Source organism: Cyclobacterium sediminis, from assembly GCF_054781075.1.
This window is the reverse complement of the sequence record NZ_BAAGVC010000022.1, coordinates 241266-268242: the sequence shown is the minus strand read 5'-3', so window position 1 is coordinate 268242 and position 26977 is coordinate 241266. Positions and strand designations below refer to the sequence as shown.

At 39.9% G+C, this 26977-nt stretch carries 24 protein-coding genes; 18 read left to right on the top strand and 6 right to left on the bottom strand.

The features are described from left to right. Positions 1-6 precede the first annotated feature (6 nt). From ACYVHJ_RS19250 to ACYVHJ_RS19235, 4 genes are all read right to left on the bottom strand, one after another. Positions 7-801 (bottom strand): hypothetical protein, encoded by a 795-nt coding sequence (locus ACYVHJ_RS19250; RefSeq protein WP_339902510.1) that lies wholly within the window; start codon positions 799-801, stop codon positions 7-9. A gap of 87 nt (positions 802-888) precedes the next feature. Beyond that, positions 889-1698 carry a metallophosphoesterase gene (locus ACYVHJ_RS19245; RefSeq protein ID WP_460518083.1) on the bottom strand — a complete coding sequence of 270 codons (810 nt, stop codon included), beginning with the start codon at positions 1696-1698 and terminating at the stop codon, positions 889-891. 106 nt (positions 1699-1804) lie between these two features. Next, positions 1805-2866 (bottom strand): NAD(P)H-dependent glycerol-3-phosphate dehydrogenase, encoded by a 1062-nt coding sequence (locus tag ACYVHJ_RS19240; RefSeq protein ID WP_339902512.1) that lies wholly within the window; start codon positions 2864-2866, stop codon positions 1805-1807. Further along, entirely contained in the window at positions 2844-4538 is a 1695-nt protein-coding gene (locus ACYVHJ_RS19235) for a 1-acyl-sn-glycerol-3-phosphate acyltransferase (RefSeq protein ID WP_460518079.1), read from the bottom strand. Before ACYVHJ_RS19235 ends, ACYVHJ_RS19240 begins: the two co-directional genes overlap by 23 nt. A 118-nt stretch (positions 4539-4656) precedes the next feature. Between ACYVHJ_RS19235 and ACYVHJ_RS19230 the strand changes: the two genes are divergently transcribed. From ACYVHJ_RS19230 to ftsZ, 14 genes are all read left to right on the top strand, one after another. After that, positions 4657-5631 carry a polyprenyl synthetase family protein gene (locus tag ACYVHJ_RS19230; protein ID WP_339901674.1) on the top strand — a complete coding sequence of 325 codons (975 nt, stop codon included), beginning with the start codon at positions 4657-4659 and terminating at the stop codon, positions 5629-5631. A gap of 327 nt (positions 5632-5958) precedes the next feature. After that, positions 5959-6408, top strand: a complete 450-nt coding sequence (mraZ, locus tag ACYVHJ_RS19225; RefSeq protein WP_339901652.1) for a division/cell wall cluster transcriptional repressor MraZ — start codon at positions 5959-5961, stop codon at positions 6406-6408. Further along, a complete protein-coding gene (gene rsmH / locus ACYVHJ_RS19220; RefSeq protein ID WP_339901654.1) occupies positions 6401-7306 on the top strand; it encodes a 16S rRNA (cytosine(1402)-N(4))-methyltransferase RsmH in 906 nt (301 codons plus the stop codon). Before mraZ ends, rsmH begins: the two co-directional genes overlap by 8 nt. A 2-nt stretch (positions 7307-7308) precedes the next feature. Continuing rightward, on the top strand, positions 7309-7689 hold the full coding sequence (locus tag ACYVHJ_RS19215; protein ID WP_339901655.1) for an FtsL-like putative cell division protein: 381 nt from the start codon (positions 7309-7311) through the stop codon (positions 7687-7689). Continuing rightward, complete coding sequence (locus tag ACYVHJ_RS19210; protein WP_460518074.1) at positions 7686-9794, top strand: penicillin-binding protein; 2109 nt, start codon at positions 7686-7688, stop codon at positions 9792-9794. Before ACYVHJ_RS19215 ends, ACYVHJ_RS19210 begins: the two co-directional genes overlap by 4 nt. Continuing rightward, a complete protein-coding gene (locus ACYVHJ_RS19205; RefSeq protein ID WP_460518070.1) occupies positions 9791-11257 on the top strand; it encodes a UDP-N-acetylmuramoyl-L-alanyl-D-glutamate--2,6-diaminopimelate ligase in 1467 nt (488 codons plus the stop codon). The genes ACYVHJ_RS19210 and ACYVHJ_RS19205 overlap by 4 nt, the downstream gene beginning before the upstream one ends. 1 nt (position 11258) lies before the next feature. Then, the gene (gene mraY / locus ACYVHJ_RS19200; RefSeq protein WP_460518067.1) at positions 11259-12470 is read left to right on the top strand and encodes a phospho-N-acetylmuramoyl-pentapeptide-transferase; all 1212 of its coding nucleotides are present in this window, start codon (positions 11259-11261) and stop codon (positions 12468-12470) included. After that, a complete protein-coding gene (gene murD, locus ACYVHJ_RS19195; RefSeq protein ID WP_339901662.1) occupies positions 12471-13823 on the top strand; it encodes a UDP-N-acetylmuramoyl-L-alanine--D-glutamate ligase in 1353 nt (450 codons plus the stop codon). It begins immediately after the preceding gene. Further along, positions 13816-14985, top strand: coding sequence for an FtsW/RodA/SpoVE family cell cycle protein (locus ACYVHJ_RS19190; protein WP_339901664.1), 1170 nt, complete (start codon positions 13816-13818; stop codon positions 14983-14985). Before murD ends, ACYVHJ_RS19190 begins: the two co-directional genes overlap by 8 nt. A 4-nt stretch (positions 14986-14989) precedes the next feature. Continuing rightward, a complete protein-coding gene (murG, locus tag ACYVHJ_RS19185; protein WP_460518062.1) occupies positions 14990-16102 on the top strand; it encodes a UDP-N-acetylglucosamine--N-acetylmuramyl-(pentapeptide) pyrophosphoryl-undecaprenol N-acetylglucosamine transferase in 1113 nt (370 codons plus the stop codon). Then, positions 16099-17499: a UDP-N-acetylmuramate--L-alanine ligase gene (gene murC, locus ACYVHJ_RS19180; protein ID WP_339901668.1), complete on the top strand. Its 1401-nt coding sequence runs from the start codon at positions 16099-16101 to the stop codon at positions 17497-17499. The genes murG and murC overlap by 4 nt, the downstream gene beginning before the upstream one ends. Continuing rightward, on the top strand, positions 17486-18253 hold the full coding sequence (locus ACYVHJ_RS19175) for a cell division protein FtsQ/DivIB (RefSeq protein ID WP_460518058.1): 768 nt from the start codon (positions 17486-17488) through the stop codon (positions 18251-18253). Before murC ends, ACYVHJ_RS19175 begins: the two co-directional genes overlap by 14 nt. Before the next feature lie 11 nt (positions 18254-18264). Beyond that, positions 18265-19581: a cell division protein FtsA gene (ftsA, locus tag ACYVHJ_RS19170; RefSeq protein WP_460518055.1), complete on the top strand. Its 1317-nt coding sequence runs from the start codon at positions 18265-18267 to the stop codon at positions 19579-19581. Positions 19582-19628: 47 nt separating this feature from the next. Then, positions 19629-21236: a cell division protein FtsZ gene (ftsZ, locus tag ACYVHJ_RS19165; protein WP_460518052.1), complete on the top strand. Its 1608-nt coding sequence runs from the start codon at positions 19629-19631 to the stop codon at positions 21234-21236. A 3-nt stretch (positions 21237-21239) separates the two neighbouring features. On the opposite strand, the gene ACYVHJ_RS19160 is transcribed toward ftsZ, so the two are convergent. Then, complete coding sequence (locus ACYVHJ_RS19160; protein WP_339901673.1) at positions 21240-21764, bottom strand: NADPH-dependent FMN reductase; 525 nt, start codon at positions 21762-21764, stop codon at positions 21240-21242. A gap of 275 nt (positions 21765-22039) precedes the next feature. On the opposite strand from ACYVHJ_RS19160, the gene ACYVHJ_RS19155 reads away from it, so the two are divergent. The 4 genes from ACYVHJ_RS19155 to ACYVHJ_RS19140 all read left to right on the top strand — a co-directional run bounded on the left by ACYVHJ_RS19155 (position 22040) and on the right by ACYVHJ_RS19140 (position 26089). Then, a complete protein-coding gene (locus tag ACYVHJ_RS19155) occupies positions 22040-22879 on the top strand; it encodes a purine-nucleoside phosphorylase (RefSeq protein ID WP_460518049.1) in 840 nt (279 codons plus the stop codon). 212 nt (positions 22880-23091) lie between these two features. After that, complete coding sequence (locus ACYVHJ_RS19150; protein ID WP_460518046.1) at positions 23092-23757, top strand: SDR family oxidoreductase; 666 nt, start codon at positions 23092-23094, stop codon at positions 23755-23757. Between the two features lie 79 nt (positions 23758-23836). After that, on the top strand, positions 23837-25006 hold the full coding sequence (locus ACYVHJ_RS19145) for an FG-GAP repeat domain-containing protein (RefSeq protein WP_460518042.1): 1170 nt from the start codon (positions 23837-23839) through the stop codon (positions 25004-25006). Between the two features lie 42 nt (positions 25007-25048). Beyond that, positions 25049-26089 carry a DUF3500 domain-containing protein gene (locus ACYVHJ_RS19140; protein WP_460518039.1) on the top strand — a complete coding sequence of 347 codons (1041 nt, stop codon included), beginning with the start codon at positions 25049-25051 and terminating at the stop codon, positions 26087-26089. A 48-nt stretch (positions 26090-26137) separates the two neighbouring features. Here ACYVHJ_RS19140 and ACYVHJ_RS19135 read toward each other — a convergent pair whose 3' ends face one another. After that, entirely contained in the window at positions 26138-26638 is a 501-nt protein-coding gene (locus ACYVHJ_RS19135) for a GreA/GreB family elongation factor (RefSeq protein ID WP_460518036.1), read from the bottom strand. Between the last annotated feature and the right edge of the window lie 339 nt (positions 26639-26977).

The window sequence follows — 26977 nt, the reverse complement described above, 5'->3', positions numbered from 1 at the left end:
AACCTACTACAAATAAACAAAAATAGGAGAATAAGCAATCGGTACTGAATCTAATAACCTGATTTCAATTGATCCCAAGGATGGACTTGGCAACTCGTTAATTACTAGGCTTCCATTTTGTGATAATCTAAATGAATATTCAGGAATAGCCCTACAGGGAATCAACACCTTACTAGCGAATTGGCAGGCTTTCACCCCGTCTTGTAATAAAACTTCAGTTGGTTCTGAAAACTGGACATCCGAATCGCTTACAATGGCCAATTCATTGAAAGCGATTCGTGTGATTATATTATACTGCCAAAGGGTTGAACGCGCTTCCATTTTGGGAATAAACTTTGCAGCCTTATTCGTTTTCAAAATCCTAATCAGGACTATTAACTCGATGTGAATTTTGCCTATACTGTCAAAACTTTGAACAGCTTTAAACTCCGGAAAAAGGTCAATAGACTCATGTTCAATTTGATCCAAAGTTCTTGCGGTTGAATAAATTGAACACACATAGGAAGGCTTCGGTAAATTCGTATAATTACTATAAAATGGATCTTCTGGTCTCATCTCAAAATCTAAAGAATGCATCTCAACATCATGGACAACCTTTTCAAATAACCCTACCAAAGGGACGGTAGATGGCGCAAATAGTACAATCGTTCCTTGCGCTTGTTTCATCAATAATCCATACCGGGAAAAAAAATGAGTGGTTTTTATAGTTGGTGAAATTGAAATCGGAGCTTTATTCCCTCCATTAAAATAGGGATGGTCGATTTCAATGGTCAAAAATGGATTGTACCTCGGTTGGCTCATAGGGCTTTTTTTTAACTCTTTTAGTGGAATTATATGGTCTTACCTTAATAAATCTCCCTCAACCAAACCCTTACCAGCACTAAAACCTTATTGATCTATATCAGTTAGTGGGACAAAATGATGCTGGAGAGAATCCTTGGAAACTTCCCAAACTCGAAATCCATAAGGCCTCTTGTCAAAATTTTTGCTTGTGGTTTCTCCACTGACAAATTGAATGTTTTCATATTGATTAACCACCAACTCATGGGTATGTCCGGATAAATAGGCTACTACACCATTCTTTTTGAATGAATCCAATATCTCTGTTCGTTTTGTAGGAGGTATATTAAAATATTCTTCTTCCTCATCCGGTCGCTCCAAAAACAAGGGATAATGACCAACCACAATAACGGGGGCATTTTTGGATTTTTGGGCTTCCAAAGTCTCAACAACCCATTGATTATGATTTTGTGATTCGTCAGCTACATCTTCTTTCCATAGTTGGGTATTGGTAATAAGGAATGAATAACCTTTGTTTTCAAAATCGAAATAGTCCTTTCCAATGGTTCTTCTATAATAGCTTAAAGTACTATCATTGGGCACATTGCCTACATCATGATTTCCGGGAGCCACATGGCAAGGCACGTTAAAACCTTCCATGATTTCTAAAAAATCAGCATAAGAACTGTCACTTGCATTGTGAACCAAGTCACCACATATTACAGCAAAATCAGGGTTAATTTCATTGATTTGTTTAACCGCCTGCCTAAAAGTTTCTTGGTCATGAGCATAGCCTCCCATACCTAATTGAGTGTCACACAATTGCACAAAACTAAAAGACGCTTGCTCTTTTTCCGAACATGAAATTCCAAAAGCAAGCACCACAAAAAACCAATAAAAACTCAATCGAATACTCATCCTAAGTTTATTTAAAGGGAGGATCATGTAGAAAACAGCTTGCTGTCTTTAAACAAATATAGTCAAAAGAATTAACCAATTCTCATCTATGATATGGTGAAAGGTTTTAATTAAAAAAATCAATATCCGTATAGATCGGGATTTTCATGAGGTTTTGCAGTGCATCTTCTACTTTTAAATCCTCAAATAAAACTTTGTGAAGGTTTTCTGCGATGGGGGCCCTCAGATCGGTAGATTCTAGGAATAAATTTATCAATTTCACAGTATTGACACCTTCCGCAACCTCCTCCATATCTGCCACAATATCTGTAAGCTTTTCTCCTTTGGCCAATCGATAGCCTAAGGTATAGTTTCTTGAAAGAGTGGAATTACAAGTTGTAACTAAATCACCCACACCTGCTAGCCCTAAAAATGATTGGGTGCTTCCTCCCATAGCTTTACCTAGATAAACCAATTCCACCATACCTCTAGAAATTAAAAGCCCTTTGGCATTATCTCCCAATCCTAGACCTGACAAAGCACCTGAAGCAATCGCTATAATATTCTTTAAAACTCCTGATAGTTCTACCCCTACAATGTCTGAATTCCCGTAAACTTGAAAATTATCAGAACGCAAAAGTCGCTGTCCTTCCCTAATCACCTCATTGTATCTACTTGCAATTACGGTGGCTCCCGGCTGGTTTTCCAAGAGTTCTTTGGCCAGATTTGGCCCGGCCAAACACCCTATTCTTTCCACCACAGTCTCTTCCAAAATCACCTCACTCATGGTCGAAATATTCTTTCGCCTGATTTTTTTGATATTGCCCAAATCTTTACCCTCCGGAAGACTAAGTGAAAGTCCTTTGGTGCCATGGATTAAAAAATGGTAAGGATGAAGAAAAGGGGCAAACCTTATCATCACTTCTCGGAAAGCTGCAGAAGGTACCATTGGAAACATGACATCGCAGGAATCACAAATCATCTCCGGGTCAGTGGTCGCGCGAACACTTTCAGCTAATTTCCTGTTTTTTACCATGTGGGTCTCATTAATGGCTTTCACCACCGCCTCGTCTCTGGCATAAACCAAAACATTGTTTTTTTCAGCCAACAAATTAGAAATTGCCGTTCCGAAACTACCGATTCCAATAACGCCTACCGGTTTATTTTCAGATGATTTTTTCCAATTCATATCCATCAAGTCTGTTATGGTAATAGTACAATAAACTTATATCTTCAGTAACAATATCCCCCTCCTCGTTCTTCCTTAGGGGTCTCTTTGCATGGTACATACCCACATTTCGCAAACCGTGCTGAATGATTTCTTCCAAGTCGGCATTTAAGTGAGGCGCCATGTGCACTGCACCCTCCTCTCTCAGCTGCTTGATTCTCTCCAAAACCCGAGAACAAGCCTCTTTGAAGGTGTCATAAGGTAAAGAAAGGTCCTCTTCCGGAAGCCTAAGCAAACTAAAAAGGTCCAATTTATTGTTTTCTTTTTTCAGCAATCGGAATGCGGTAAATGCAACTATATGACTGCTAAAAACCCTGTTTATTTTGTGGAATTCTTCAACAATTCGCGTACCTAATTTCTTACTATACTCTTCCTCGCGTTGCAAATCCACATTTACTTTCCCATCCAGCATAAAATAATCCTTACAATCGATACTTCTCCCATGCTCATCTCTGCTGTTCCCCTCTGAATCCACATAATTACCTAAAATATCCATGGCTTTACCTATGGAAACAGATATATCTGACCCCTTAGTAAAAAATTTCACCAAAAACTTAGAAATTTTGTAGGAGGTAGAAAACTCATCCGATTCACTATAATACCTTTCCTGTCCTGTATAATCCAAATGCTCCTTGATTAAACTTGGGGCTTCTAAGACAAAATGGTAGTTGATCGTGACGGGTACAATAAAAACTTTTCCATTGTCATTATTCCCTTTCTGATAGTTTGAACGTTGTGCTTCAATAGCTGTACTAAGCAAACCAAGTTTAACCTTGGATTCAATATTTCCGCTTCGTGAACGTGTTCCTCCGGGAAAAAAGAGACTGTGACAGCCAAATTGAATGGCTTCTCTGGAATACGTTTTTAAAGTTTCAAGGTAGATTTGATTCTTCTTCCTCCTGTCCACTTTATAGGCACCTAAGGCATTCATAAAGTAGGCAAAAATCCCTATATTGAAGAGGTTTAATCCAGCACCATAAATAAATGGGGGCAATCCCAAGGTACTAATGGTCCAACCAATTAAAATGCTATCTAAATTACTAAAGTGAGTAGGCACCATAACAATGGTACCCTTAGATGCCAAATCTCTTATTTGATCAGTCTCTCCAATGATTTGAATTTTATCCTGAAGCCTGTATTGGTTACTAAAAATGGATTTGAAACCTTTAACTCTCGAAGTATTCAATAAACGGGAAAAGCCAAAGGAGACCAGCCTCCTTGTCAATTTGTAATGGCTGTGTTTAAAATTGCTTGCTATTTCTTCAGCATACCTGGTGGTGATGCGAGTTAACACTTCATAATACCGGGCTTTCTTTTTTTGATCATCAAGCTGTTGGTCGGCATCCATGGCCAGAAGAGAGGCCTTTACTTCCGCCCAAAATTCCTCTTCATCTTCCGGGTCTACTGCCCAGGAATTCTGTTTGATCCTCATCCTTTCTCTAAAAAGAGTGACTTCAAGCCCTTCTTTTATTGCCGGTAACTGGTTGCCGGTAAGCCCTTTAATATTTCTAACACTAGACCCCACTACCTGTTGGATAAATGCTTTGCGGCTTTTACTTAATTTTACCACAGGCCATTCATCCTTCTTCGGAAGTATCGGTTCATACTGGTGTTTGATATAGTCGTCGGTCAAGTTTATGTAGTTTAGTTGATCAAAGATAACCAAAAATAGAATTCATTTGCAGAATTATCATTTGACCGGCTTTGTCAATGGTGGAATAGATTGTATTATTGCAACATCTAAAGCTCAAATGAATCAAGATTTAAAGCAGATACAAGCCCCGATAGCCACCGAGATGGCCGATTTTGAAAAGAAATTTCGCACTTTCATGCAAAGTAAAGTGAAATTATTGGATCATATCACACAGTATATCGTCCGAAGAAAGGGAAAACAGATGCGTCCGATGTTTGTTTTCTTGACGGCTGGAGTGAGTGGTTCGATTTCAGAATCTACCTACCGAGGTGCCGCTTTAATCGAGTTATTGCATACAGCCACCCTTGTGCATGATGATGTGGTGGATGATGCTAATTATAGACGAGGATTTTTCTCTATCAATGCCTTATGGAAAAATAAAATTGCTGTTTTGGTAGGAGATTATCTCTTATCAAGGGGTCTACTATTGAGTGTAGACAATGGTGATTTTGACCTACTTAAGATTGTTTCCAATGCGGTTAAGGAAATGAGCGAAGGTGAACTTTTACAAATCTCAAAAGCCAGAAAGCTTGACATTACTGAAGAGGTTTACTACACAATCATCCGTCAAAAAACTGCCAGCCTTATTGCCTCTTGTTGTGCAGTGGGCGCTGCCACCACCGGGTCAAGCGAAGAAAACATCGAAAAAATGCGGCTTTTCGGAGAAAAAGTAGGCATGGCTTTTCAAATCAAGGATGACCTTTTTGACTATGGGGAAGATGTGGTTGGAAAACCTGTTGGAATAGACATTAAGGAGAAAAAAATGACCCTCCCCCTTATCTATGCCTTGCAAAATGCTTCTTGGGTAGACAGAAAAAAAATAATTTACAAAATCAGGAATAAGAGTGAGAACAAAGGGACGATCAACGAAATTATAGATTTTGTAAAAAAATCCGGTGGCCTTGAATATGCACAGAAAATAATGAACAATTATTATCAAGAAGCATTGGCCCTCTTGGAAAACTTTCCCGAGTCTCCTTTCAAAAATTCTTTGACAACACTGGTGACCTATACCATTGAAAGGAAAAAATAAGGCTTAAAGCCTTCCTATCCTAAAAAAACTGAAAACTTACGGGAATTCCTCCCACTTTAATGTAATGTCAATTTCTTATCAATTTATAAGTTCGGAACTTCCTTAAAATCCGACCTAAATTACATCTAACTTAGGATTACCCCCCTATTAACGGCTGATTTTTAGCCAATTGCAAGCACCCACCAATGCTTTTATTTTTTTGTAAAATAATTGTGTTTCTAGTTAGTTTTGGATACTTTTATAGCAATGTGGTAAAAAGTGGGGCAAAGTGGTAAAAAGTGTTTAGCTATTTACTACTTTTGTAATCAATTAGCAGGAAGATCAGATATGGCATCATTCACCGGTGAGTTTGAGTGTAAACTAGATGCCAAGGGCAGGTTGGTTTTGCCTTCAAAAATGAAGGCATTAATACCTGAATCCTTGGGTCAGGAGATGATGCTGCGCAAAGGTTTGGAGCCATGTCTTGAATTGATCCCAATGGTCGAAGTAAAGAAAGACCATAACAAACTTGCTAGCCTAGACGACACAGATGATGAGGTAAGGTTTTTCAAGAGATCTTTTTTTAGAAGAGAATCTCCGGTAGACTTAGATGCCACAGGTAGATTTGTTATCAGCAAAACCATGTTACGTCACGCTAAACTGGAAAAGGAAGCCATTGTGATCGGCATAGGAACAAAGATTGAGATTTGGAACCCGGAATGTTATGATGAGTTCATGGGTAAAGAGGAAGAAAAATTCAGTGATTTAAACAAAAAGTTCTTAGGTAGAAGTGCATAATACAGCATATCATATTCCCGTAATGCTTGAGGAATGCCTTTCAGGGTTAAACATTAACCCCAATGGCATCTACGTAGACCTGACCTTTGGCGGGGGAGGGCATTCTCGTGGGATTTTGAAAATGCTGGACAAGGGACACTTGTATGGTTTTGATCAGGATCCTGATGCAGAAAAAAATGCTCCGGATGATGAAAACTTTACTTTTGTCATGGCGAATTTTCGTGATTTACGTCGGTACTTAAAAATATATGGCATAGATAAAGTAGATGGTATTTTGGCAGATTTGGGAGTTTCTTCTCATCAAATAGACGAGCCTTCAAGGGGTTTTTCCACAAGATTTGAGGGGAAACTAGACATGCGGATGAGTCAATCAGGCGATCTTTCTGCTGCCAGTATTTTGAACACCTATGATGAGCAATCTCTTCATAAGATTTTCGGTATTTACGGGGAAATAAAAAATGCCAAAACCCTTGCCAGAGCTATTGTCTCCACCAGAGCCAATACACCTTTTGAATCCATTCAGGAATTTAAAAATTTGTTGGACAAATATGCTCCCCGAGGAAAATATGCTAAATATTCAGCTCAGGTGTTTCAGGCATTGCGGATAGAAGTAAATCAGGAAATGATTGCGTTGGAAGAGATGCTTGAACAAAGTACCAATTTGTTAAAAAAAGACGGGAGATTGGTCATCATGAGTTATCATTCCCTGGAGGACCGTTTGGTTAAAAACATCATCACCAAAGGAAAACTTCATGGTGAACTTGAAAAAGATTTTTATGGCAACCCTGTCCGACCACTTGAGCCGGTCAGTAGAAAGCCAATCATAGCAGCTCAGGAAGAAATAGAAACCAATAAAAGAGCAAGAAGTGCCAAGTTGAGAATCGCTAAAAAACTTTGATCATGGGAAGAAATACATTCAAAAAGCCGATTAAGTCCTCCCGGGAACAAAAAAAATCAAAATTCAACCCTTTTGCTTTTATAGAGCAAAAGCTTGATATGCGTTCGATCGTGGGAGAAAATGTTCCAATAAAATTGGTTCTCCCCCTGCTGTATGCTTCTTTTTTGGCCATGTTTTATATATGGAGTAATTATAAAGCAGAAAATACCATTAGAAAAATAGATCGACTCCAACAAGAAGTAGAAGACCTTCGGGCCGATGTTACCACCTTGGAAGCAGAATACATGTATGCAAGCAAACAGTCTGAAGTAGCAAAGAAAATTCAGCCCCTAGGCATCATAGAAATTGAAGAACCGCCTCAGAAATTAATATTGGAAAAGTGAACATTAAAAAATCCATATTGCTCCGTGTAAGGCTTTCCTTTTTGGCAGTAACACTTATTGCCATTTCTATTTTTTATAGAATTGGTGTAATACAAGTTGTTGAGGGTGACAAGTGGGCACAATTGTCTGAGGAAATCAATTTGCAATACCGGCCGGTAAAAGCCACCAGGGGAAATATCTATGGTGCAGAGGGTAGCCTTTTGGCTACGAGCCTTCCTTTTTATAGAGTGGCTCTCGATCCTTCCATTGATAAAAGCCCTGACTGGAAATCAAGTGTAGACTCACTTTCCAGAAACTTGGCTGCCTTCTACAAGGATCGGTCTGCGAATGCTTACAAAAGAATGATTCTAGACGCTCGGAATGATGGTAAAAAGTACTTGATTCTTAATAGGAGACAAATAAACTATCAAGAAAAATTGACCATGTCCACTTGGCCCATCTTTAAAAAAGGAAGAATGGGAGGTGGTGTTATATTCGAGAAGAATGACAAACGATATCGTCCATTTAAAAATTTAGCCGGAAGAACAGTAGGCTTTTTAAATGAAGATCAGTATGGAGCGGGTTTGGAATACAGTTTTAATGAATATTTACAGGGAAGAAACGGAGAAGCTTTGTTTCAAAAGATCGTTGGTGGAAGTTGGAAGCCTCTACATGATGCAGATGACATCAAACCTACGGATGGCTTTGACATAGTCACCACCCTAGACGTCAATATTCAGGATGTAGCAGAATCTGTGCTCTTAAAACAGCTTATCAACAAAGATGCTGCCTTCGGCTCAGTGATTGTAATGGAAGTAGCCACCGGGCATATTAAAGCCATTGCCAATTTGGAGAAAAACAAACAGTCTTACGGTTATGGTGAATATTACAATTATGCCGTAGGAGAACAAGGATTGACAGAGCCGGGATCCACTTTCAAGTTGCTATCAATGATGGCCTTGTTGGAAGAAGGCAAGATCAACTTAAACGACAGTGTGGATACCGGAAATGGCAGTTATAAATTTTACGATCGGTACATGAGAGATGCCAAGCGTGGTGGCTATGGCATGCTAAGTATTCGGGAAGTATTTGAAAAATCATCAAATGTTGGCATCTCTAAGTTGGTAGATGGACATTTTGGTCATCAGCCCCAAAGATTTATCGATTATATAGAAAAAGTAAAGCTTGACAAACCTCTTGGGTTTCAACTTAAAGGTGAGGGTGTCCCCTATTTCAAGCATCCTGATGATAAAAATTGGTACGGTACCACCTTGCCTTGGATGTCTATTGGTTATGAAATTAAAATCACTCCACTGCAGACGCTAACCTTATACAATGCCGTTGCCAATGGAGGGAGAATGGTAAAACCAATGATTGTGCAACAAATCTCAAGAGGCAATAGCATTGAAGAAGAATTTGAAACTGAAACATTGACTAAAAGTATTGCCTCCAAAAAAACGATCAATACTCTTCAGGATCTTCTCAAAGGAGTGGTTGAAAAAGGTACCGCTAGAAATATTTCTACCGAGACTTATTCTATTGCGGGTAAGACGGGAACTGCACAGAAATTAATCAACGGCAGGTATACCCAAAAATATTACACTTCATTTGTAGGTTATTTTCCTGCAGAAAAACCTAAATACAGCGCCATAGTGGTCATTGATAGCCCCAAAGGTTTCAATGCTTATGGTGGGGATATTTCGGCTCCGGTTTTTAAGGAAATTGCAGATAAAATTTATGCACAAGACATGAACATCCAGCAAATTGAAACCAAGGATGAAAATATTCAACATGCAGACAATGGGGAATTCCCTTATATCAAAGCCGGGAAAGCTGCTGAGTTGCAAATGATCTGCAACAGCATGGGTATATCCAACCATTATTCAGGCAGTGAAACCTGGGTAAAATCGAGTATTTCCAACAAGTCCATTCAATGGGTTGGTAATACAGTCGAAAAACCCTTGGTACCTGATGTTACCGGCATGACCTTAAGAGATGCCTTATATATTTTAGAAAACAAAGGGCTGAGAGTGCAATTTTCAGGTTCAGGAAGAGTTAGCGCTCAATCCTTATCCAAAGGCACTCCCTTTAAAAATGACCAAATCATAAAATTATCATTGAGTTGAGCCAACAGTTAAAGGACATATTGTACAAAGTCTCCCTAGTCTCCACCAAAGGAAATATGGAAGTAATGGTCAGCCAATTGACATTTGATAGTAGGAATGTCAACTTGGGTGCTGTTTTCATTGCCATACGTGGGACGCAGGTAGACGGTCATGCTTATATAGAGAAGGCAATTGAAAAAGGGGCCAAGGCGATAGTATGTGAGCAGCTCCCGGAAAACCTGGTAGATGACGTCAGCTATGTTCAGGTAATTGATGCAGCAAAATCTTTGGGATTAATGGCTAGCAACTTTTATGATCACCCTTCTGAAAAAATAAAAGTTGTTGCCGTTACGGGTACCAATGGTAAAACAACCACGGTTACTTTGTTGCATCAATTGTATACAGAAATGGGTTATTCTGCCGGCTTGATTTCCACGGTTGAGAATAAAATAAAGGATAAAATTATTCCTGCAAGCCACACTACTCCTGATGTGATTTCTATCAATGAATTACTAGTGGAGATGCTGAATGAAGGTTGTTCTCATTGCTTTATGGAAGCGAGTTCACATGCCATCGTTCAGGAAAGAACTGCCGGACTAAGGTTTGCAGGCGCCTTATTTACTAACCTCTCCCATGATCATTTGGATTATCACGGTGACTTCAGTCATTATATCTCAGCCAAGAAAAAATTATTTGATGAGTTGCCGAAAGAAGCTTTTGCTCTTGTCAATGCGGATGACAAAAGAGGTTTGGTGATGGTGCAAAACTCCAAAGCAAAAAAATACACTTTTGCTTTGAAATACCCTGCGGACTTTAAAGCCCGTATCATTGACAATTCCATACAAGGGTTGGAGATGGACTTGGATGGGAAGCCTGTATGGTTCAGGCTTTCCGGAGAATTCAATGCCTATAATCTTTTGGGAGTTTTGGGTGTAGCCCAATTGTTAGGGGAAAATGAAGATGAGGTCTTGCGGCAGCTATCCATGTTAAAAGGCGCTGTAGGTAGATTTGACCTTATTGTGCAAGGAGGTATCACAGCCATAATAGATTATGCCCACACACCCGATGCCTTGGAGAATGTATTGAAAACCATCCAAAAACTGAGAACCGGAACAGAGACCCTCATCACAGTAATAGGCTGTGGAGGCAATCGGGACAAGAGCAAAAGACCTATCATGGCTAAAATTGCATGTAAATTTAGTGAGAAGGTCATCCTTACTTCTGACAATCCACGGGACGAAGAGCCAATGACCATCATACATGAAATGGAAGAAGGATTAAGCCCTATAGACCAAAGGAAAATATTGTCAATGGAAGACAGAAAGTCAGCTATTAAAACCGCTTGCCACCTTTCTAAACCGGGAGATATCGTGCTGATTGCAGGAAAAGGTCATGAAACCTACCAAGAAATAAAAGGGGTGAAACATCCCTTTGACGATAAAAAAATAGTGAGTGAATTTTTAAAGCTTTTATCCAGGGATTAAGATGCTATACCACCTTTTTGACTATATCGACCAAACTTTTGATTTGCCCGGAGCAGGTGTATTCAAGTACATCTCCTTTAGGGCAGGCATGGCCGCATTGGTTTCCCTGCTAATCACCATTACCCTTGGAAAAACCATTATCGATTGGATTAGGAAAAAATCGATTGGAGAAACGGTAAGAGAGCTTGGGCTTCAGGGCCAACTTGAAAAAAAGGGCACACCTACCATGGGAGGAATCATGATCATGGCTGCCATAGTAATCCCTACCCTTTTGTTTGCTGATATCTACAATGTATACATTATCCTTTTGCTGGTGACTACACTTTGGTTGGGAGGAATTGGCTTTTTGGATGATTATATCAAGGTTTTTAGAAAAAACAAAGAAGGTTTGGCCGGTAAATTTAAGATTGTAGGCCAGGTTAGCATAGGAATTATCGTTGGTATCACCTTATACTTTCATGAAGATGTGGTGATTAGGGAATTTCAGGAAAGTGTATCTATTGAAGAAGGAGTTGTTGCTACCCCTTCCTATGAAGATGTGAAATCCATGAAAACGACCATACCATTTCTCAAAAACAATGAGCTCAATTATGATGTGGTTTTCGGATTCTTGGGAGACAATTTTACACCAATATTGTATATCATCCTTGTGATCTTTGTGGTAACGGCCGTTTCTAACGGAGCCAACATAACAGATGGAATTGATGGTTTGGCAGCAGGAACATCGGCCATAATTGGACTAACTATTGCCATATATGCCTATATCAGTGGAAATGTCACTTTTTCCCAATACTTAAATGTGATGTTTATCCCTTATTCGGGTGAACTGGTGATTTTCTGCTCTGCCTTTGTGGGAGCATGCGTAGGCTTTTTATGGTACAATTCTTACCCGGCACAAGTTTTTATGGGTGACACCGGAAGCCTAATGATTGGAGGAGTAATCGCCGTGTTATCCCTCACTTTAAGAAAAGAATTACTACTTCCTGTATTGTGTGGCATATTTCTTATTGAATTACTTTCAGTCATAATTCAGGTCAGTTATTTTAAATATACCAAGAAAAAATTTGGTGAAGGCAAAAGGGTCTTTTTGATGTCCCCATTGCACCACCACTATCAAAAAATGAATATTCCTGAAGCAAAGATTACCGTAAGGTTTTGGATTTTGGGAATCTTGTTTGCGATCATGGCATTGGCAACATTAAAGTTAAGGTAAATGCAGAAGACAGTTATTTTAGGCTCCGGTGAAAGTGGCTTTGGCGCTGCTTTATTGGCCCATAAGCATGGGCACAGGGTTTTTGTGTCTGATGCAGGAAAGATTGCTGCTGACAAAAAGAAGACCTTTAATGAAAAAAAGATCGCTTTTGAAGAAGGACAGCATAGCATCAACCTTCTTTTGGATGCGCAAACGGTCATCAAATCCCCGGGTATACCATTTAGTGCTCCTCTAGTTGTGAAGCTAATGGCGGCAGGTATTCCTGTGATAGATGAACTGGAGTTTGCTTATCGCTTTTCAAAAGGAAAAGTAATTGCCATTACAGGTACCAATGGAAAAACCACCACATCCTTACTCATTTATCACATGATGAAAAGTGCTGGAATGGATGTAGGACTAGGGGGAAACGTTGGACAAAGCTGGGCCTTGCAATTAGTGGATACAGATCATAGCTGGTGGGTGTTAGAAGTAAGTAGTTTTCAAATTGAAGGTTTTATTAAATTAAAGCCTTCCATAGCGGTGCTATTGAATATTAGCCCGGACCATCTGGACAGGTATCATTATTCTCTTGAAGAATATGCAGCAGCAAAAATGAAGCTTACCGACAAGATGGATGCACAAGATCATTTCATATTCTTTGAGCCTGACATCAACATCTCGGAGGCCATGAAAAGCCAAAAAGGCAAGCCAAAAAAGGTTCCAATCGGACTTGAAAAACTTAAGGGGACTAAGGGATACATTGAAGGTGATCAATTGAATTTAAAAATAAATGGACTTACTTGGTCTTGGCCTACCCATGAAATGGTGCTTAAAGGAGAACATAATTTTATCAATTCTCTCGCAGCAACAATGTGCGTATTATTAGCGGGAGTCGAAATGGAAAAAATCGGTCCCTCACTCAAAGATTTTGTCAATGCATCCCATAGAATGGAACAGGTTGCCACCATAAAGGGAATAAAGTTTATCAATGACAGTAAAGGCACCAATGTTGATGCTACGGCATTTGCCCTTGGGGCTTTTCAGGAACCAATCATCTGGATTGCCGGCGGCGTGGACAAAGGAAATGATTATCAGTTGCTGGAGGACAAAGTTATTGATCATGTCAAGCTGCTGATCTGTTTGGGTAAGGACAACGAAAAGCTGAAGATTGCTTTTTCCGGGAAAATACCACGCATTTTAACTACTGAAGATATCAGAGAAGCGGTGCAGTGGTCATTGGAAAATGGGAGTGCAGGAGATGTGGCCTTACTATCTCCGGCATGTGCCAGTTTTGACTTGTTCAACAATTATGAGGACAGAGGGGATCAATTCAAGGAGGCCGTAATTACATTAAAAAAAAATATAAATGATTAAAGTAAAAATCTGGCTAGAAGACAATTTAAAAGGCGACCCGGTAATCTGGGGAATCGTCTTGCTATTGTCTTTGATTAGCATCTTGGCTGTGTATTCAGCTACAGGTTCCCTTGCTTATAGAAAAATGGGAGGCAATACAGAAGTCTACCTTTTCAAGCACAGTGCCTTGATCTTTGCCAGTATAGTGGTTATGTGGGCCGTGCATAACATTCCTTATAAGTATTTCTCAAAGTTGAGCCTTTTTGCACTTTGGGTAAGTGTTCCTTTGCTTATGATCACTTACCTCTTTGGATCTACTATTAATGAGGCCAACAGATGGCTTACTGTTCCTATTATCAATCAAGCCTTTCAGCCATCCGATTTGGCAAAACTGGCACTTATTTCTGCCGTAGCAGGCATGTTGGCAAAAAGGCAAAGAAGGATTACAGATATTAAAGGAACATTTATCCCGATTATCATTTGGATAGGCACCATTTGTTTGCTCATTGCCATAGCCAATATGTCTACAGCTGTCATGTTACTGTCCACATGTCTATTGCTTATGTTTATTGGTCGTGTTCCCTTAAAATATCTTTTGGTCGTATGTATGGTAGGTGCCTTAGTGCTTACCACGGCCATTTTAATGGGGCAAAGAGGTGGGGTTTTCTTTTCAAGGATTGAAAGATTCATGAATGACGATCCTGCAGAGATCCCTTTTCAAGCGAAGCATTCTTATATAGCCATTGCCACGGGAGGTATTTCGGGCAAAGGTCCGGGAAACAGTGAACAAAGGAACATTCTTCCCCACCCTTATTCAGATTTTATATATGCCATCATCGTGGAAGAATACGGCATGATTGGAGGCGGTTTTGTCCTTTTTCTTTACCTGGCATTGCTCTATCGCGGCATGCGTGTAGTTGCCATATCTACCAGACCATTTGGCGGCTTGTTATCGGCAGGTTTGAGCTTCTCACTGGTCATTCAAGCCATGATTAATATGGGAGTAGCGGTGGGACTGGTACCCATTACAGGTTTACCATTGCCCATGGTGAGTATGGGAGGAACCTCCTTAATATTCACAGGCATTTCACTTGGTATTATATTGAGTATTAGCAGGGGTGATCATGAAGATGCCTTTATAAATGAACAAAAATCGGTTCCTAGAAAAGTTAAAGTAGCTTGAAACATTGAATAAAGCTGAAGAAACATATCGAATCATTATTAGCGGAGGTGGCACCGGTGGCCATATCTATCCTGCCATTGCTATTGCCAAGGCATGGAATGAAAAATACCCCGAAAGTGAAGTCTTATTTGTGGGTGCTGAAGGAAAGATGGAAATGCAAAAAGTTCCTGAGGCAGGCTATAGAATAGAAGGCTTAAGGATAGCGGGGATCCAGCGGAGGTTGACTTTAGAGAACTTAAACTTTCCATTTAAATTATTAGGCAGTTTACAAAAAGCCAAAAAACTTATAAAAAATTTTAAACCGCATTTGGTGGTAGGTGTTGGAGGGTATGCAAGTGGTCCTGTACTCTTTATGGCACAGCGTAAGGGACTTCCCACGCTGATCCAAGAGCAAAACAGTTATGCGGGCTTGACGAATAAATTACTGGCTAAAAATGCTGAAGCCATCTGTGTAGCCTACCCTGAAATGGGGCGTTACTTTCCGGCTTCAAAAATCAAATACACAGGAAATCCGGTAAGGAAAGACATCTTGGCTGTAGCAGATAAAAGGGAAAAAGCTTTGGCTCATTTTGGCCTTAGGCCTGATCAACCCATCCTCCTCTCTATTGGAGGGAGTTTGGGTGCCAAAACCCTCAACCAAGCCTTGCTTCATTCAATGGAAGATTTTGAATCCAAAGGCTACCAAGTGCTTTGGCAAACAGGTAAATACTATTATGAAAAAGTAATGGGGCAAGTAAAGGATGCCGAAGTAAAAGGTATTTATCCTTTGAAGTTTATCAAGGAAATGGATTTGGCTTACGCCGCAGCAGACGTGGTGATTTCACGATCCGGCGCCTTATCCGTCTCTGAACTAAGTTTGGTGGGAAAACCTGTAATTTTCGTTCCATCTCCGAACGTAGCAGAGGACCATCAAACTAAAAATGCCATGGCATATGTTTCTCAAAATGCCGCTTTGCTCTTGAAGGATGATCAAGCCATTGACCAATTGGGATCCATGGTACATTCATTGCTAGAAAACCAAGAAAAGCGAGACCAGTTGTCTCAAGCCATAAAAAATCTGGCCAAGCCTGAGGCAGCCAAGGATATTGTTAAAGTAATGGAAGAATTGATCCAATGAATTTAAAAAACTTACATAGCGTCTTTTTTCTAGGTATAGGAGGTATAGGAATGAGTGCCATTGCCAGGTGGTTCAATCATATTGGAGTACCCGTTTACGGCTACGACAAAACTCCATCACCTCTTACAGAAACCCTATCTCAGGAAGGGATGCAAATTGTATATACTGATGGGGTTGAAACCCTGCCAGAAGCATTTAAGACTTCCGGAGCCGACAAACTAATCGTATGGACTCCGGCTGTACCTCAAAGCAGCGCTTTGTACAAATTCTTTGACAACAATGGGTTTGTCATTAAAAAGCGGGCGGCAGTACTGGGACTGATTACTAGAAACATGGAATCGGTGGCCATAGCAGGCACCCATGGGAAAACCACAACTTCTTCCATGGTAGCACACTTGCTAAAAAATTCAGGTCACAATACGGCTGCTTTTTTAGGCGGTCTGACGCAAAATTATAGCAACAACTTAATCCTTCACGATGAGGGTAGTACTGAATCTCCGGTGGTAGTAGTGGAAGCAGATGAATTTGATCGTTCCTTTCTTCACCTCCACCCTGACTTAAGCATTGTCACCAGTATTGATCCTGATCATTTAGATATTTATGGTGATGCCGAACAACTGAAAGAGGGATTTGCTTCTTTTATCAGGCTTACCCATCCCGATGGGAAATTAATCATTCACCAAGATGCCTATCAAAAAATAAGTCATGCAGACTTGGGGGCAGCACAAGTCTATCAATACAGCTTGGAATCAGGAAATATTCATGCTGACAATATTAAGGTAGGCACAGGGACATTTTCTTTTGACTATGTGGCCGAAGGAATTAGGATTGACGGTTTGGAATTGAGTGTTCCGGGCTTTCATAATATTGAAAACGCTTTGGCGGCAGTAGCTGTAGCCATTCATTATGGACTTTCAAAAGAAGCTATAATTGAGGGTATTGCCACTTATAAGGGGGTAAAGCGAAGATTTGAAAAGATTTGCACGAATGAACATATTACTTATATAGACGATTATGCGCATCATCCGGAGGAGATTAAAGCATTTTTGCTTTCCATCAGGGCCATGTACCCGGATAAAAAAGTAACGGCTGTATTTCAGCCCCATTTGTTTACCAGGACTCGTGATTTCGCGGAAGGCTTTTCAGAAAGCTTGTCGATAGCAGATACCGTAATACTATTGGACATCTACCCAGCCAGAGAGCTACCTATTGAAGGAATAACTTCAGAGATGTTACTTCCTGCGATAACAAGCCCAAATAAGTTAGTGGTGAGCAAGAATAAATTATTGGATCATTTGGACCAGCACAAGCCTGAAGTTTTGGTAACAATAGGTGCCGGTGATATTGATCGTTTGGTAAAACCAATTGAAAATTGGATAAAAAATGATAAAGCGTAAGGGATGGAAATTTAAAAAGTCCTTCCTGATGATATTATTGGGGATGACATTGCTGGGGTTTATTGCTTTTACAGAGCATAAGACAGAAGAGCGTGCGCTTGCCAATCTCGACGTTTATGTAGAGGCTGTAAGCGATGTCTATTTTGTGGATGAACAAGAAGTCGCTGCACTATTGACCAATGCTTTTCCCGCATTACTTGGCCATTCAACAAAAGGGAAAGTTTCCATTCATGAGGTGGAAAAAAAGGTAGAGGCGCATCCCTTTGTGAAGAAGGCAGAGGCATATGAAGATTTGAAAGGGACATTGATGGTAAAAGTAAGTCAACACGTTCCCATGGCCAGAATAGTCCGGCCTATGGCAGCAGATGGCTACATTAGTTCCTCGGGAAAAATACTTCCCACCTCATCCAATTATACCACTAGGGTTTTGATCCTAACCGGTAGAAAAGCTGAGGAATTATTAAAGGAAGGTGACCTTTCGGTAGAACACAAACCATTGTTGGAATTGATTAGGTTTATTAGTACAGACCCTTTCTGGTCCGCCCAAATAAGTGCTTTGGATTTGCTTGCCAATGGAGATATCAATATGCACCAGCAAGTAGGAAAACAGGTCATTGAATTTGGGAAGCCGGAAGAGATTGAATTAAAGTTTAGAAAAATCAAAACCTATTATAAGCAAATTCTTCCTGAAAAAGGATGGAATACTTATTCAAGGGTAAATGTAAAATATAAGGATCAAATTATTTGTGAATAATTGTTAGCGCTATGGAAAACGAAAAACTCATTGTAGGACTGGATATCGGCACCACGAAAATATGTGCCATTATAGGTCGAAAGAACGAATATGGTAAGCTAGAGGTGTTGGGAATGGGGAAAGCAGTTTCTGATGGCGTAATCAGGGGCATCGTTACCAACATAGACAAAACTGTCAATGCCATTACCAAAGCAGTAAATGAAGCCTCAGAAATGTCTAATGTAGACATTGGGGAAGTAATTGTAGGGATTGCGGGCCAACACATACGTAGCTCGATTCACCACGGTGTAATCATTAGAAGCCCTAATGATGAAGAAATAACAGTTGAGGATGTGCGCAGGTTGTCCAATGACATGGAAAACATAGTGGTACCTCCGGGAAACAGGATTATTCATGTAATGCCTCAGGACTATACCATAGATTATGAGGAAGGCATCAGGGACCCTGTGGGGATGTCCGGAGCACGAATGGAAGCTCATTTCCATATCATCACTGCTCAATCTGCCGCTATCAATAATATTGACCGATGTGTAAAACGTGCCAACTTACAATCCAAAGCTTTGATCCTTGAGCCTTTGGCAAGTTCTTTATCTGTGCTTAGCGACATGGATAAAGAAGCAGGAGTTTGCCTGGTAGACATTGGAGGCGGTACCACTGATGTTGCCATTTTTTATGACAATATTATTAGACATACGGCTGTAATACCATTTGGAGGAAATATAATTACCGCAGACATCAAAGAAGGCTGCATGGTGATGCAACATCAGGCAGAATTGCTGAAAACCAAATTTGGAAAAGCCATAGCGGAGGAAGCCAATCCAAATGAAATCGTATCGATACCGGGTTTGCGTAACAGGCCTCCTAAAGAAATTTCAGTTAAAAACCTTGCTTCAATCATTCAGGCAAGGATGGAAGAAATTGTGGAAATGGTCCAATCCGAGATTGCAACCAGTGGGGTGTACAAGAAACTGGCCGGAGGCATCGTATTGACCGGTGGAGGTTCTTTATTGCATGGAGTAGGACCACTTTTCGAATACATTACCGGATTAGACACCAGGATAGGTTATCCCAATGAACACCTAGGTAAATCTAAGGTAGAGGATGTGAAAAGTCCAATGTATGCAACCACGGTTGGCTTGGTATTGGCAGGCTTTAGAGGGCTGGATGACAGGGAAGACAATTACCGACAAAAAGAAAGCTTAAAACCTACTACAGAAAAGAAAAGTTTCCGTGTAGACCAAAGTGGAAGTGATATTTTCGGTTCAATTACCAAAAAGCTAAAGAGATTCATTACTGATGATATCGGAGACGAGTCCGAGAATTATTAATATCAGAAGTAAAAAATATATTCAATAGAGGAAAAATGTCAAGCATCATGAAAGATTATAAATTTGATATTCAAAAAAACCACCGGTCGATCATTAAGGTCATCGGTGTAGGAGGAGGTGGTTCCAACGCAGTGAATCACATGTTTAATCAGGGGATAAAGGATGTGGAATTTGTGGTAGTCAACACGGATTCTCAGGCTCTAAAAAGCAGTCCGGTTCCATTAAAACTTCAGATTGGAGCTCACCTGACCGAAGGATTAGGTGCAGGTGCCAATCCTGAAAGGGGAAAAAATGCTGCTCTGGAAAGCAAGGATGATATCAGAAAGCTTCTTGAGGACAATACGAAAATGGTATTTATCACAGCTGGTATGGGTGGTGGTACTGGTACCGGAGCAGCGCCGGTAATTGCAAAAATTGCCAAGGACATGGATATCCTCACAGTAGGTATTGTTACTGCCCCGTTCATCTTCGAGGGAAGAAAAAAAACATTTTCTGCCCAAGCAGGGATTGAATCTTTAAAGGAGAGTTGTGATACCGTTTTGGTAATCCTGAATGATAAATTACGCGACATTTATGGAAATTTACCGATTCGTCAGGCATTCGGTAAAGCAGATAATATATTGAGTACCGCGGCAAAATCCATCGCTGAAATCATCACAGAAACACAAGATGTTAACGTAGATTTCGAAGATGTAAAAACTGTGATGAAAGATGCCGGAGCTGCAGTGATGGGCTCAGCCATGGAAGAAGGAGAAGGCAGGGCTATCAAAGCCGCTGAAAGAGCGATCTCTTCTCCATTACTCAACAATGTTGACATCAAAGGCGCAGAAAAAATTCTACTTTCCATCATGTCTGGAGAGGAAGAAGAATTGTCTATGGACGAGCTTGTGGAAATCACTGAATACATTCAGGAACGTGCAGGAGACATGGCTGATGTAATCTTTGGTCAAGGCATCGACCAAGACCTTAAGAAAGGAATTAGGGTTACTGTCATTGCTACGGGTTTTGAAACCAATTCCCTAGCTGATAAAGTCAATAGTAATAAAAAAGACGACAGTGAGACCAAAAAGGTAATTGATTTGGAGTCCGGTAAAACTTCTAAAGAAGAGGAAAACACAAGCCCCGGACAATCCGTATCTTTTACTGTACAACAATCTACCATACCTGCCCAGGAAACACCCCAAACAAAGGAGCCTGAGATCAATAATGTAACCCCAACAGAAAACCCTGCCAATGAGAAAACCAGGAAGGATGCTGCAGGTCCAGAGGATTCAGAAGATTTTGAATATGTAAGTCCCCAGCCCACAGCTGAGCCAAAAAAGGTTTTGTCCTTATTTGACAAACCCGAACCCAAACAAGAAGAGGCCAAGCAACCCGAAACGCAAACAATTAATCAATCTGATTATTTTGAGCAAATTAAGGCAAAAGCCCTAAAAAGAGCACATGATAGGTTTGAGAAATTGAGACATATGCGATCTGTAAACCAGACGCCGGAAGAATTTAAGGAAAAAATCGAAGTGCCGGCTTATTTAAGGAAAAAGGTGAAGCTTCAAGAGGTGCAACACAGCTCAGAAAGAAGTATTTCTAAATTCAACCTGAATGATGACAATGAAATCATAAGCAATAACAGGTTTTTGCATGACAATGTTGATTGACTTTTAAAAGTCAATCAACATTTTTGCTTGCTCATTCAATAAGGTCATATATAACCTGTTGGTAACATGTTCCTTTGACATATTTTCCTCTATTTTGGCCAATTTAATCTTGTTGGCCAGTACATGCATACCCAGGTAATTGAAGATGTCGGTAAGGTGGCTAAGTGCAATGCCACCGCCTCCGATACCTGAAGAAATACCGACCAGAGCACATTTTTTTGAATTAAAGCTATTTGGGTAAGTCATGCCATCAATAAATGACTTTAGAATACCGGGAAATGAACCATTGTATTCTGGTACAATAAAAACAAACTTATCACCGCTTTTAATCTGATTGTGAATGGTATTGAAGGCTTTATTTTTACCATTGTGTTCATACAAGGCTGTGAAAACAAAATCTTCAGGAAGGTCTGCAAGGCTGATAACTTCTGCTTTGGCACCATGCTGGGCCAACAGTTGCTGATATATTTTGGCAATGATACCGGAAATCGCATTCTTACGGTTGGTCCCGACAATAATTTTAATCATACAAACTTATTTAATACAATATTACAATTGAGCTCCTTATAAAGTTTCTGTTTTTCCTGTTTTATTTTCAATGCTAAACCTGATCATCCAAAGCTTTTCACTTTCCTTGGAGGGTGAATCAAATAAAAATTAACACAAAAGTTATTTCTTTTTTAAATCACTGAATAGGAGCATTCTTATTGAAATCACCTTTTTGAGAAAGAAATATTTAAGGCTTATACCTATATTTACAGGGGTTACTTTTCAACTTTCACCTTCTCATCTTTTACAAGTTTATGCATAACAAAGGTATTGAAACCAATTACTCAGACAAAATCAAAGTGTCGGCAAATTTCTTAGAAGAATTTTTGGTGGACAAGCCGCTCATAGGGATTATTTTAGGAACTGGCTTGGGAGGTTTGCTCAATGACATAGAGCTAATCAAAGAGATTCCTTATCAAGAAATACCTCATTTTCCTACCTCCACAGTCACTTCTCATAAAGGCAAATTAATACTTGGAAGATTTGGAGGGAAGCTTGTACTGGCTATGGAAGGCAGGTTTCATTACTATGAAGGCTACACGATGAAAGAAGTCACTTTCCCAATTAGAGTGATGAAGAGGATAGGTATTCAACATTTGTTGATATCTAATGCTTCAGGGGGACTAAACCCCGAGTTTGAGATTGGTGATGTCATGGTCTTAGAAGATCACATTGATCTTTTTCCTGAAAACCCATTGAGAGGAAGGCATGAGCAAGCTTTTGGGGACCGTTTTCCTGACATGAGTGAGGCCTACGATAAAGAAATGATTTCACTGGCCTTTCAAGTAAATCAAAAGAACCATACAACTTTGCGAAAAGGAGTATATGCTGGAGTTCAAGGGCCAAACCTAGAAACACCGGCAGAGTACAGGTACCTGAGAACAATTGGCGCAGATGCAGTAGGAATGAGCACTATCCCTGAAGTAATCGTTGCCGTCCAATCAGGCATGAGAATTTTTGCTCTTTCCGCCATTACGGACCTATGCACACCGGGAAATATTAAGAAAATCGCCCTAACAGATATTCTTCAGGCAGCTGCCAAAGCGGAACCTTTAATGCAAAAAATCATCCTAGAATTAGTAAAAAAAATCTAAATCCACTTATTCTAATTAGCCTTTTAAAAATTGACAATTGTTTTTCCATAATTAAAACCAACATTTCACGCTACTCATCAACAACCCATATTTTTTCATGGCACCAATCCATGGAAATAGGCAATAGATTTTCAGCATATTGAGTCCCTATCCGAAATAATTGGTAGGATTGGAACAATTATTGGACGGTTTCCAAATAAACTAAAACAACTATGGAAAAAGTATTGATAATTGGAGCAAATGGCAACATAGGTAGGATATTGTCCGAAAACCTTGCAGCACATTCAGATTATTCACCTGTGGCCATGATTCGGGAAAAATCTCAAGAGGATTATTTTGAAAGCAAGGGCATTTCTACGGTCATTGCTGATCTGGAAGAAAATTTTGAGCATGCCCTTCAAAATATAGACAAGGTGATTTTTGCAGCAGGATCCGGTGCAAAAACAGGAAAAGACAAAACGGACTTGGTAGACAAACAGGGAGCCATAAAAAGTGTAGATTATTCCATTAAACATGGCATTAAAAAGTTTGTCATGCTGAGCTCCAGAGGGGCAGAGAATGCCGAAAAAGCGGATGAGACCATGCAGCACTATCTATTGGCCAAAAAAGCTGCGGATGAATACCTCAAAGCTACCAACCTGCCTTATGCCATTATTAGACCAGGCAGTTTAACTGACGGCCCCTTCACAGGGAAAATAAAAGTGTCAGATATTTTCAATGAAAAGGGAGGCATTTCAAGGGCAGATGTTGCAGCTGTCTTGATACACATGTTGGATCATGGAATTGATGGCAAGCAGGTTTTTGAAATATTAGAAGGAAAGGTGGACATCCCTGATGCCATTCGTTTATTCCTTAAAACCGGGCAATCAGTAACCTAAAATTCTTATTTATTAGAATTTAGCCATTTATCATTTTTTTAGTTAAATTTATTGGAACAGTAACCCAAGAAAGATAACTATGATACATTGGCTCACCTATTTATTTTCAACTGTTTTAATAAACGATTCCCCCGAACCACAATTTCAAGAACAAACCCTGGACAGCAAAATAGAGATAGGCTATGGCCTAGCTATAGGAGATGTGAACGGTGATGGAAAGCCTGACATTTTATTGGCCGATAAAAAAGAATTTGTTTGGTACAGAAATGGTGATTGGCAAAGGTTTGTAATGGTGGAAAACCTCACAGAATTTGACAATGTTTGCATTGCTGCAAGAGACATAAATGGAGATGGTAAAGTGGAAGTAGCTGTTGGAGCCCAATGGAACCCTAGTGAGACGGTAAAAAAGCAAAAATCTGGCTCCGTACATTATCTTATCAGGCCAGATGACCCAACTCAAACTTGGGAACCTGTTAAATTGCACCATGAACCTACCGTTCACCGCATGCGCTGGGTAAAGGCTGCAGAGGATTTGTTTCATCTTGTAGTTTTGCCTTTACATGGCCAAGGAAACAAAGGAGGTGCGGGAGAAGGTGTCAAGGTCATTGCTTATGAACAGGAGGACGAAAAAGGGAGACAATGGAAAAATTGGGTAATTGACCAGAGTATGCACGTAACCCATAATATGGATCCGGTTCCCGGAGAAAAAGGGGAAGCATTGCATATCGGAGGTAAAGAAGGTGTTAAAACTTTCACTTATGAAGATGGTGATTGGAGGTCGGGAAGCAAAGAAGGCTGGCTAATCAATGAGTATGGTTTTGGTGAAATACGCATAGGTAAGGGTGCCAAAGGCAAGCCATTCCTTACCGGAGTAGAACCTTTTCATGGACCTACACTTTCTGTATATACTTCTGAAGAGGATCAACCATTTGCTTTGGGAAATTTAAACCGTACAGTGCTTACAGCTGCCATGAAACAAGGACATGGTTTAGCCACCGGAGACCTATTAAATATGGGCATGGACCAAATTGTGGTGGGATGGAGAGAGCCCAATGATAATGGAGATTTGGGAATAAAAATATTGGTTCCACAAGAGGATGGATCATGGGAAAAGCATTGGCTGGACAAGAATGGTATGGCTTGCGAGGATTTAAAAGTTGCAGATTTGGATGGAGATGGGAAACCGGAAATAATAGCCTCAGGAAGAGCCAGTAAAAACTTAAAAATCTACTGGAATAAAAGTTATTAAATAAATAATTGCCACTTTTATACGATCCAAATGCTTTATCCTATGAAAACCGTCTTCTTCACCCTTCTTTTGTTGTTGTCCATTACCATCAATAACCAAGCTCAAGACCTATCTTCGATAGCCAATCAATTTATTGAAAGTCTTGATCCTGAATTGAAAAAACAAGCCTGTTTTCCTTTTGACCACAGCGAACGCTTCAACTGGCACTTTGTACCCAGAGAAAGAAAGGGACCAACCTTTCATGACTTCAATGCGGAACAAACCGGCCAAGCGCTGGATTTGATGCGTGCTTCCTTGGGCACCGTAGGCCAAGAAAAAGCCGCGGCCATTATCGAACTTGAAAATGTATTGCGTGAAGTAGAAAACAGGCCTGAAAATGATACCTATAGAGACCCTTTGAATTATCATTTTAGCGTTTTTGGCAAACCCTCCTCAAATAAGCCTTGGGGCTGGAGGTTAGAAGGCCATCATTTGTCCCTGAATTTCTCCTCTGCAGAGGGAACCATTACCTCCGCCACACCCTCCTTTATGGGGTCCAACCCGGGTATTGTCTTGACAGGGCCACAAATGGACAGGCAAGTATTGGCGGATGAAACCAATATGGGTTTTGAATTATTGCACTCCTTGAGTGATTCACAGAAAGAAAAAGCCCTATTTGCAGACAAAGCTCCCGCTGATATCATTACCAGTAATGATAGAAAAGCAAAATTACTTAGTCAAAGCGGTATCAAGGGGAGTGATTTGAAAGCGGATCAGTTGCTATTACTTAAGAGACTTGTTGGCATCTATCTTTCTCGATACACAACTGAGTACCACAGCCAATTAATCAATAGAATCAAAAGCACAGGTTGGGAAAACATGTCCTTTGCCTGGGCAGGATCTCAAACCAATAAAGTGGGCAATCCGCATTATTACAGTATTCAAGGTGCAGGACTTTTGATAGAATATGACAATGTTCAAAACAATGCCAACCATGTTCATGCGGTAATGAGGGACTTGGAAAACGATTTTGGAGGAGACCTACTTCAAAGCCATTATCTCCAAGACCATTTAGGCAATAATATGGCGCACATTAATGATTAAAGAATAATTTATAGCAACCGATGGATGGGAAAGGGGGCAAGAAATTGTTTAATACTGAATGTCCACAATTTCAAACACTCTTTCCGTTTTCGGCAATTCTAGAATTGCATGGTCTCCAATTTTCTTATCCATAAGTAACTTTGCTATTGGAGAAACAAAAGAGATCTTTCCTTTTGAAACATCTGCTTCATCCACCCCTACGATTTGGTATATTGTATTTTCTTTGGCCTTGTCTATTTTGAGGGTTACCTTTGCACCAAAACGAACAACATTAGGCGGCTGTTTGCTTAAGTCAACAGTAATTGCATTATTTATTCTTCCATTCAGCAATTTCAATTTTGCATTGATATGATTGAATGCAATTCTCCGATCTTTATCATCATTGATATCCAATAGCTCCCGTTCCGTTATTAGCCTGGTCTTCTCCGCTAACAGTTCTTCCATACCCGCTTGCGTTACATAATTCGCTACTCCCGCAGGTAAGTCCGCCCTAGGGGGAACCAGTGGGATTTCTTCCTGATCATCTTCTTTCACAAATCCTCTACTCATTTTTTTAAGCTTTTTGTATAAAATTCACTTCGCTCTATCCTCAACTTTTGTATCCTTAAAGCTATTATAACAACAAGAATACCGCATAAAGCAATCAAGATCCCTCTTGTCAAAAAACTTTGGAAGTCATTATTTCCAAGGTTTTATAAAATATAGGCAGTCAATATTTCACTATAGGAAAAACCTTACAAAAAAGAAGCCTAAATCGTAGTATTTAGAAAAAATTAAACAACAAAGCCATAAAACAAGAAGTACTCTTTATGATTAGGCATTTTTCAAAAGACTTTTTATCAATAGTTTCATTTAATACTCAAAAACACCTTATCTCCATCCATAATT

Excerpts from the sequence above, each read along its gene's own strand:
- ACYVHJ_RS19250 (WP_339902510.1), bottom strand. The coding sequence starts at position 801 with ATGAGCCAACCGAGGTACAATCCATTTTTGACCATTGAAATCGACCAT.
- ACYVHJ_RS19245 (WP_460518083.1), bottom strand. The coding sequence starts at position 1,698 with ATGAGTATTCGATTGAGTTTTTATTGGTTTTTTGTGGTGCTTGCTTTT.
- ACYVHJ_RS19240 (WP_339902512.1), bottom strand. The coding sequence starts at position 2,866 with ATGAATTGGAAAAAATCATCTGAAAATAAACCGGTAGGCGTTATTGGA.
- ACYVHJ_RS19230 (WP_339901674.1), top strand. The coding sequence starts at position 4,657 with ATGAATCAAGATTTAAAGCAGATACAAGCCCCGATAGCCACCGAGATG.
- mraZ (WP_339901652.1), top strand. The coding sequence starts at position 5,959 with ATGGCATCATTCACCGGTGAGTTTGAGTGTAAACTAGATGCCAAGGGC.
- ACYVHJ_RS19215 (WP_339901655.1), top strand. The coding sequence starts at position 7,309 with ATGGGAAGAAATACATTCAAAAAGCCGATTAAGTCCTCCCGGGAACAA.
- mraY (WP_460518067.1), top strand. The coding sequence starts at position 11,259 with ATGCTATACCACCTTTTTGACTATATCGACCAAACTTTTGATTTGCCC.
- murD (WP_339901662.1), top strand. The coding sequence starts at position 12,471 with ATGCAGAAGACAGTTATTTTAGGCTCCGGTGAAAGTGGCTTTGGCGCT.
- ACYVHJ_RS19190 (WP_339901664.1), top strand. The coding sequence starts at position 13,816 with ATGATTAAAGTAAAAATCTGGCTAGAAGACAATTTAAAAGGCGACCCG.
- murC (WP_339901668.1), top strand. The coding sequence starts at position 16,099 with ATGAATTTAAAAAACTTACATAGCGTCTTTTTTCTAGGTATAGGAGGT.
- ACYVHJ_RS19175 (WP_460518058.1), top strand. The coding sequence starts at position 17,486 with ATGATAAAGCGTAAGGGATGGAAATTTAAAAAGTCCTTCCTGATGATA.
- ftsA (WP_460518055.1), top strand. The coding sequence starts at position 18,265 with ATGGAAAACGAAAAACTCATTGTAGGACTGGATATCGGCACCACGAAA.
- ftsZ (WP_460518052.1), top strand. The coding sequence starts at position 19,629 with ATGAAAGATTATAAATTTGATATTCAAAAAAACCACCGGTCGATCATT.
- ACYVHJ_RS19160 (WP_339901673.1), bottom strand. The coding sequence starts at position 21,764 with ATGATTAAAATTATTGTCGGGACCAACCGTAAGAATGCGATTTCCGGT.
- ACYVHJ_RS19155 (WP_460518049.1), top strand. The coding sequence starts at position 22,040 with ATGCATAACAAAGGTATTGAAACCAATTACTCAGACAAAATCAAAGTG.
- ACYVHJ_RS19150 (WP_460518046.1), top strand. The coding sequence starts at position 23,092 with ATGGAAAAAGTATTGATAATTGGAGCAAATGGCAACATAGGTAGGATA.
- ACYVHJ_RS19145 (WP_460518042.1), top strand. The coding sequence starts at position 23,837 with ATGATACATTGGCTCACCTATTTATTTTCAACTGTTTTAATAAACGAT.
- ACYVHJ_RS19140 (WP_460518039.1), top strand. The coding sequence starts at position 25,049 with ATGAAAACCGTCTTCTTCACCCTTCTTTTGTTGTTGTCCATTACCATC.
- ACYVHJ_RS19135 (WP_460518036.1), bottom strand. The coding sequence starts at position 26,638 with ATGAGTAGAGGATTTGTGAAAGAAGATGATCAGGAAGAAATCCCACTG.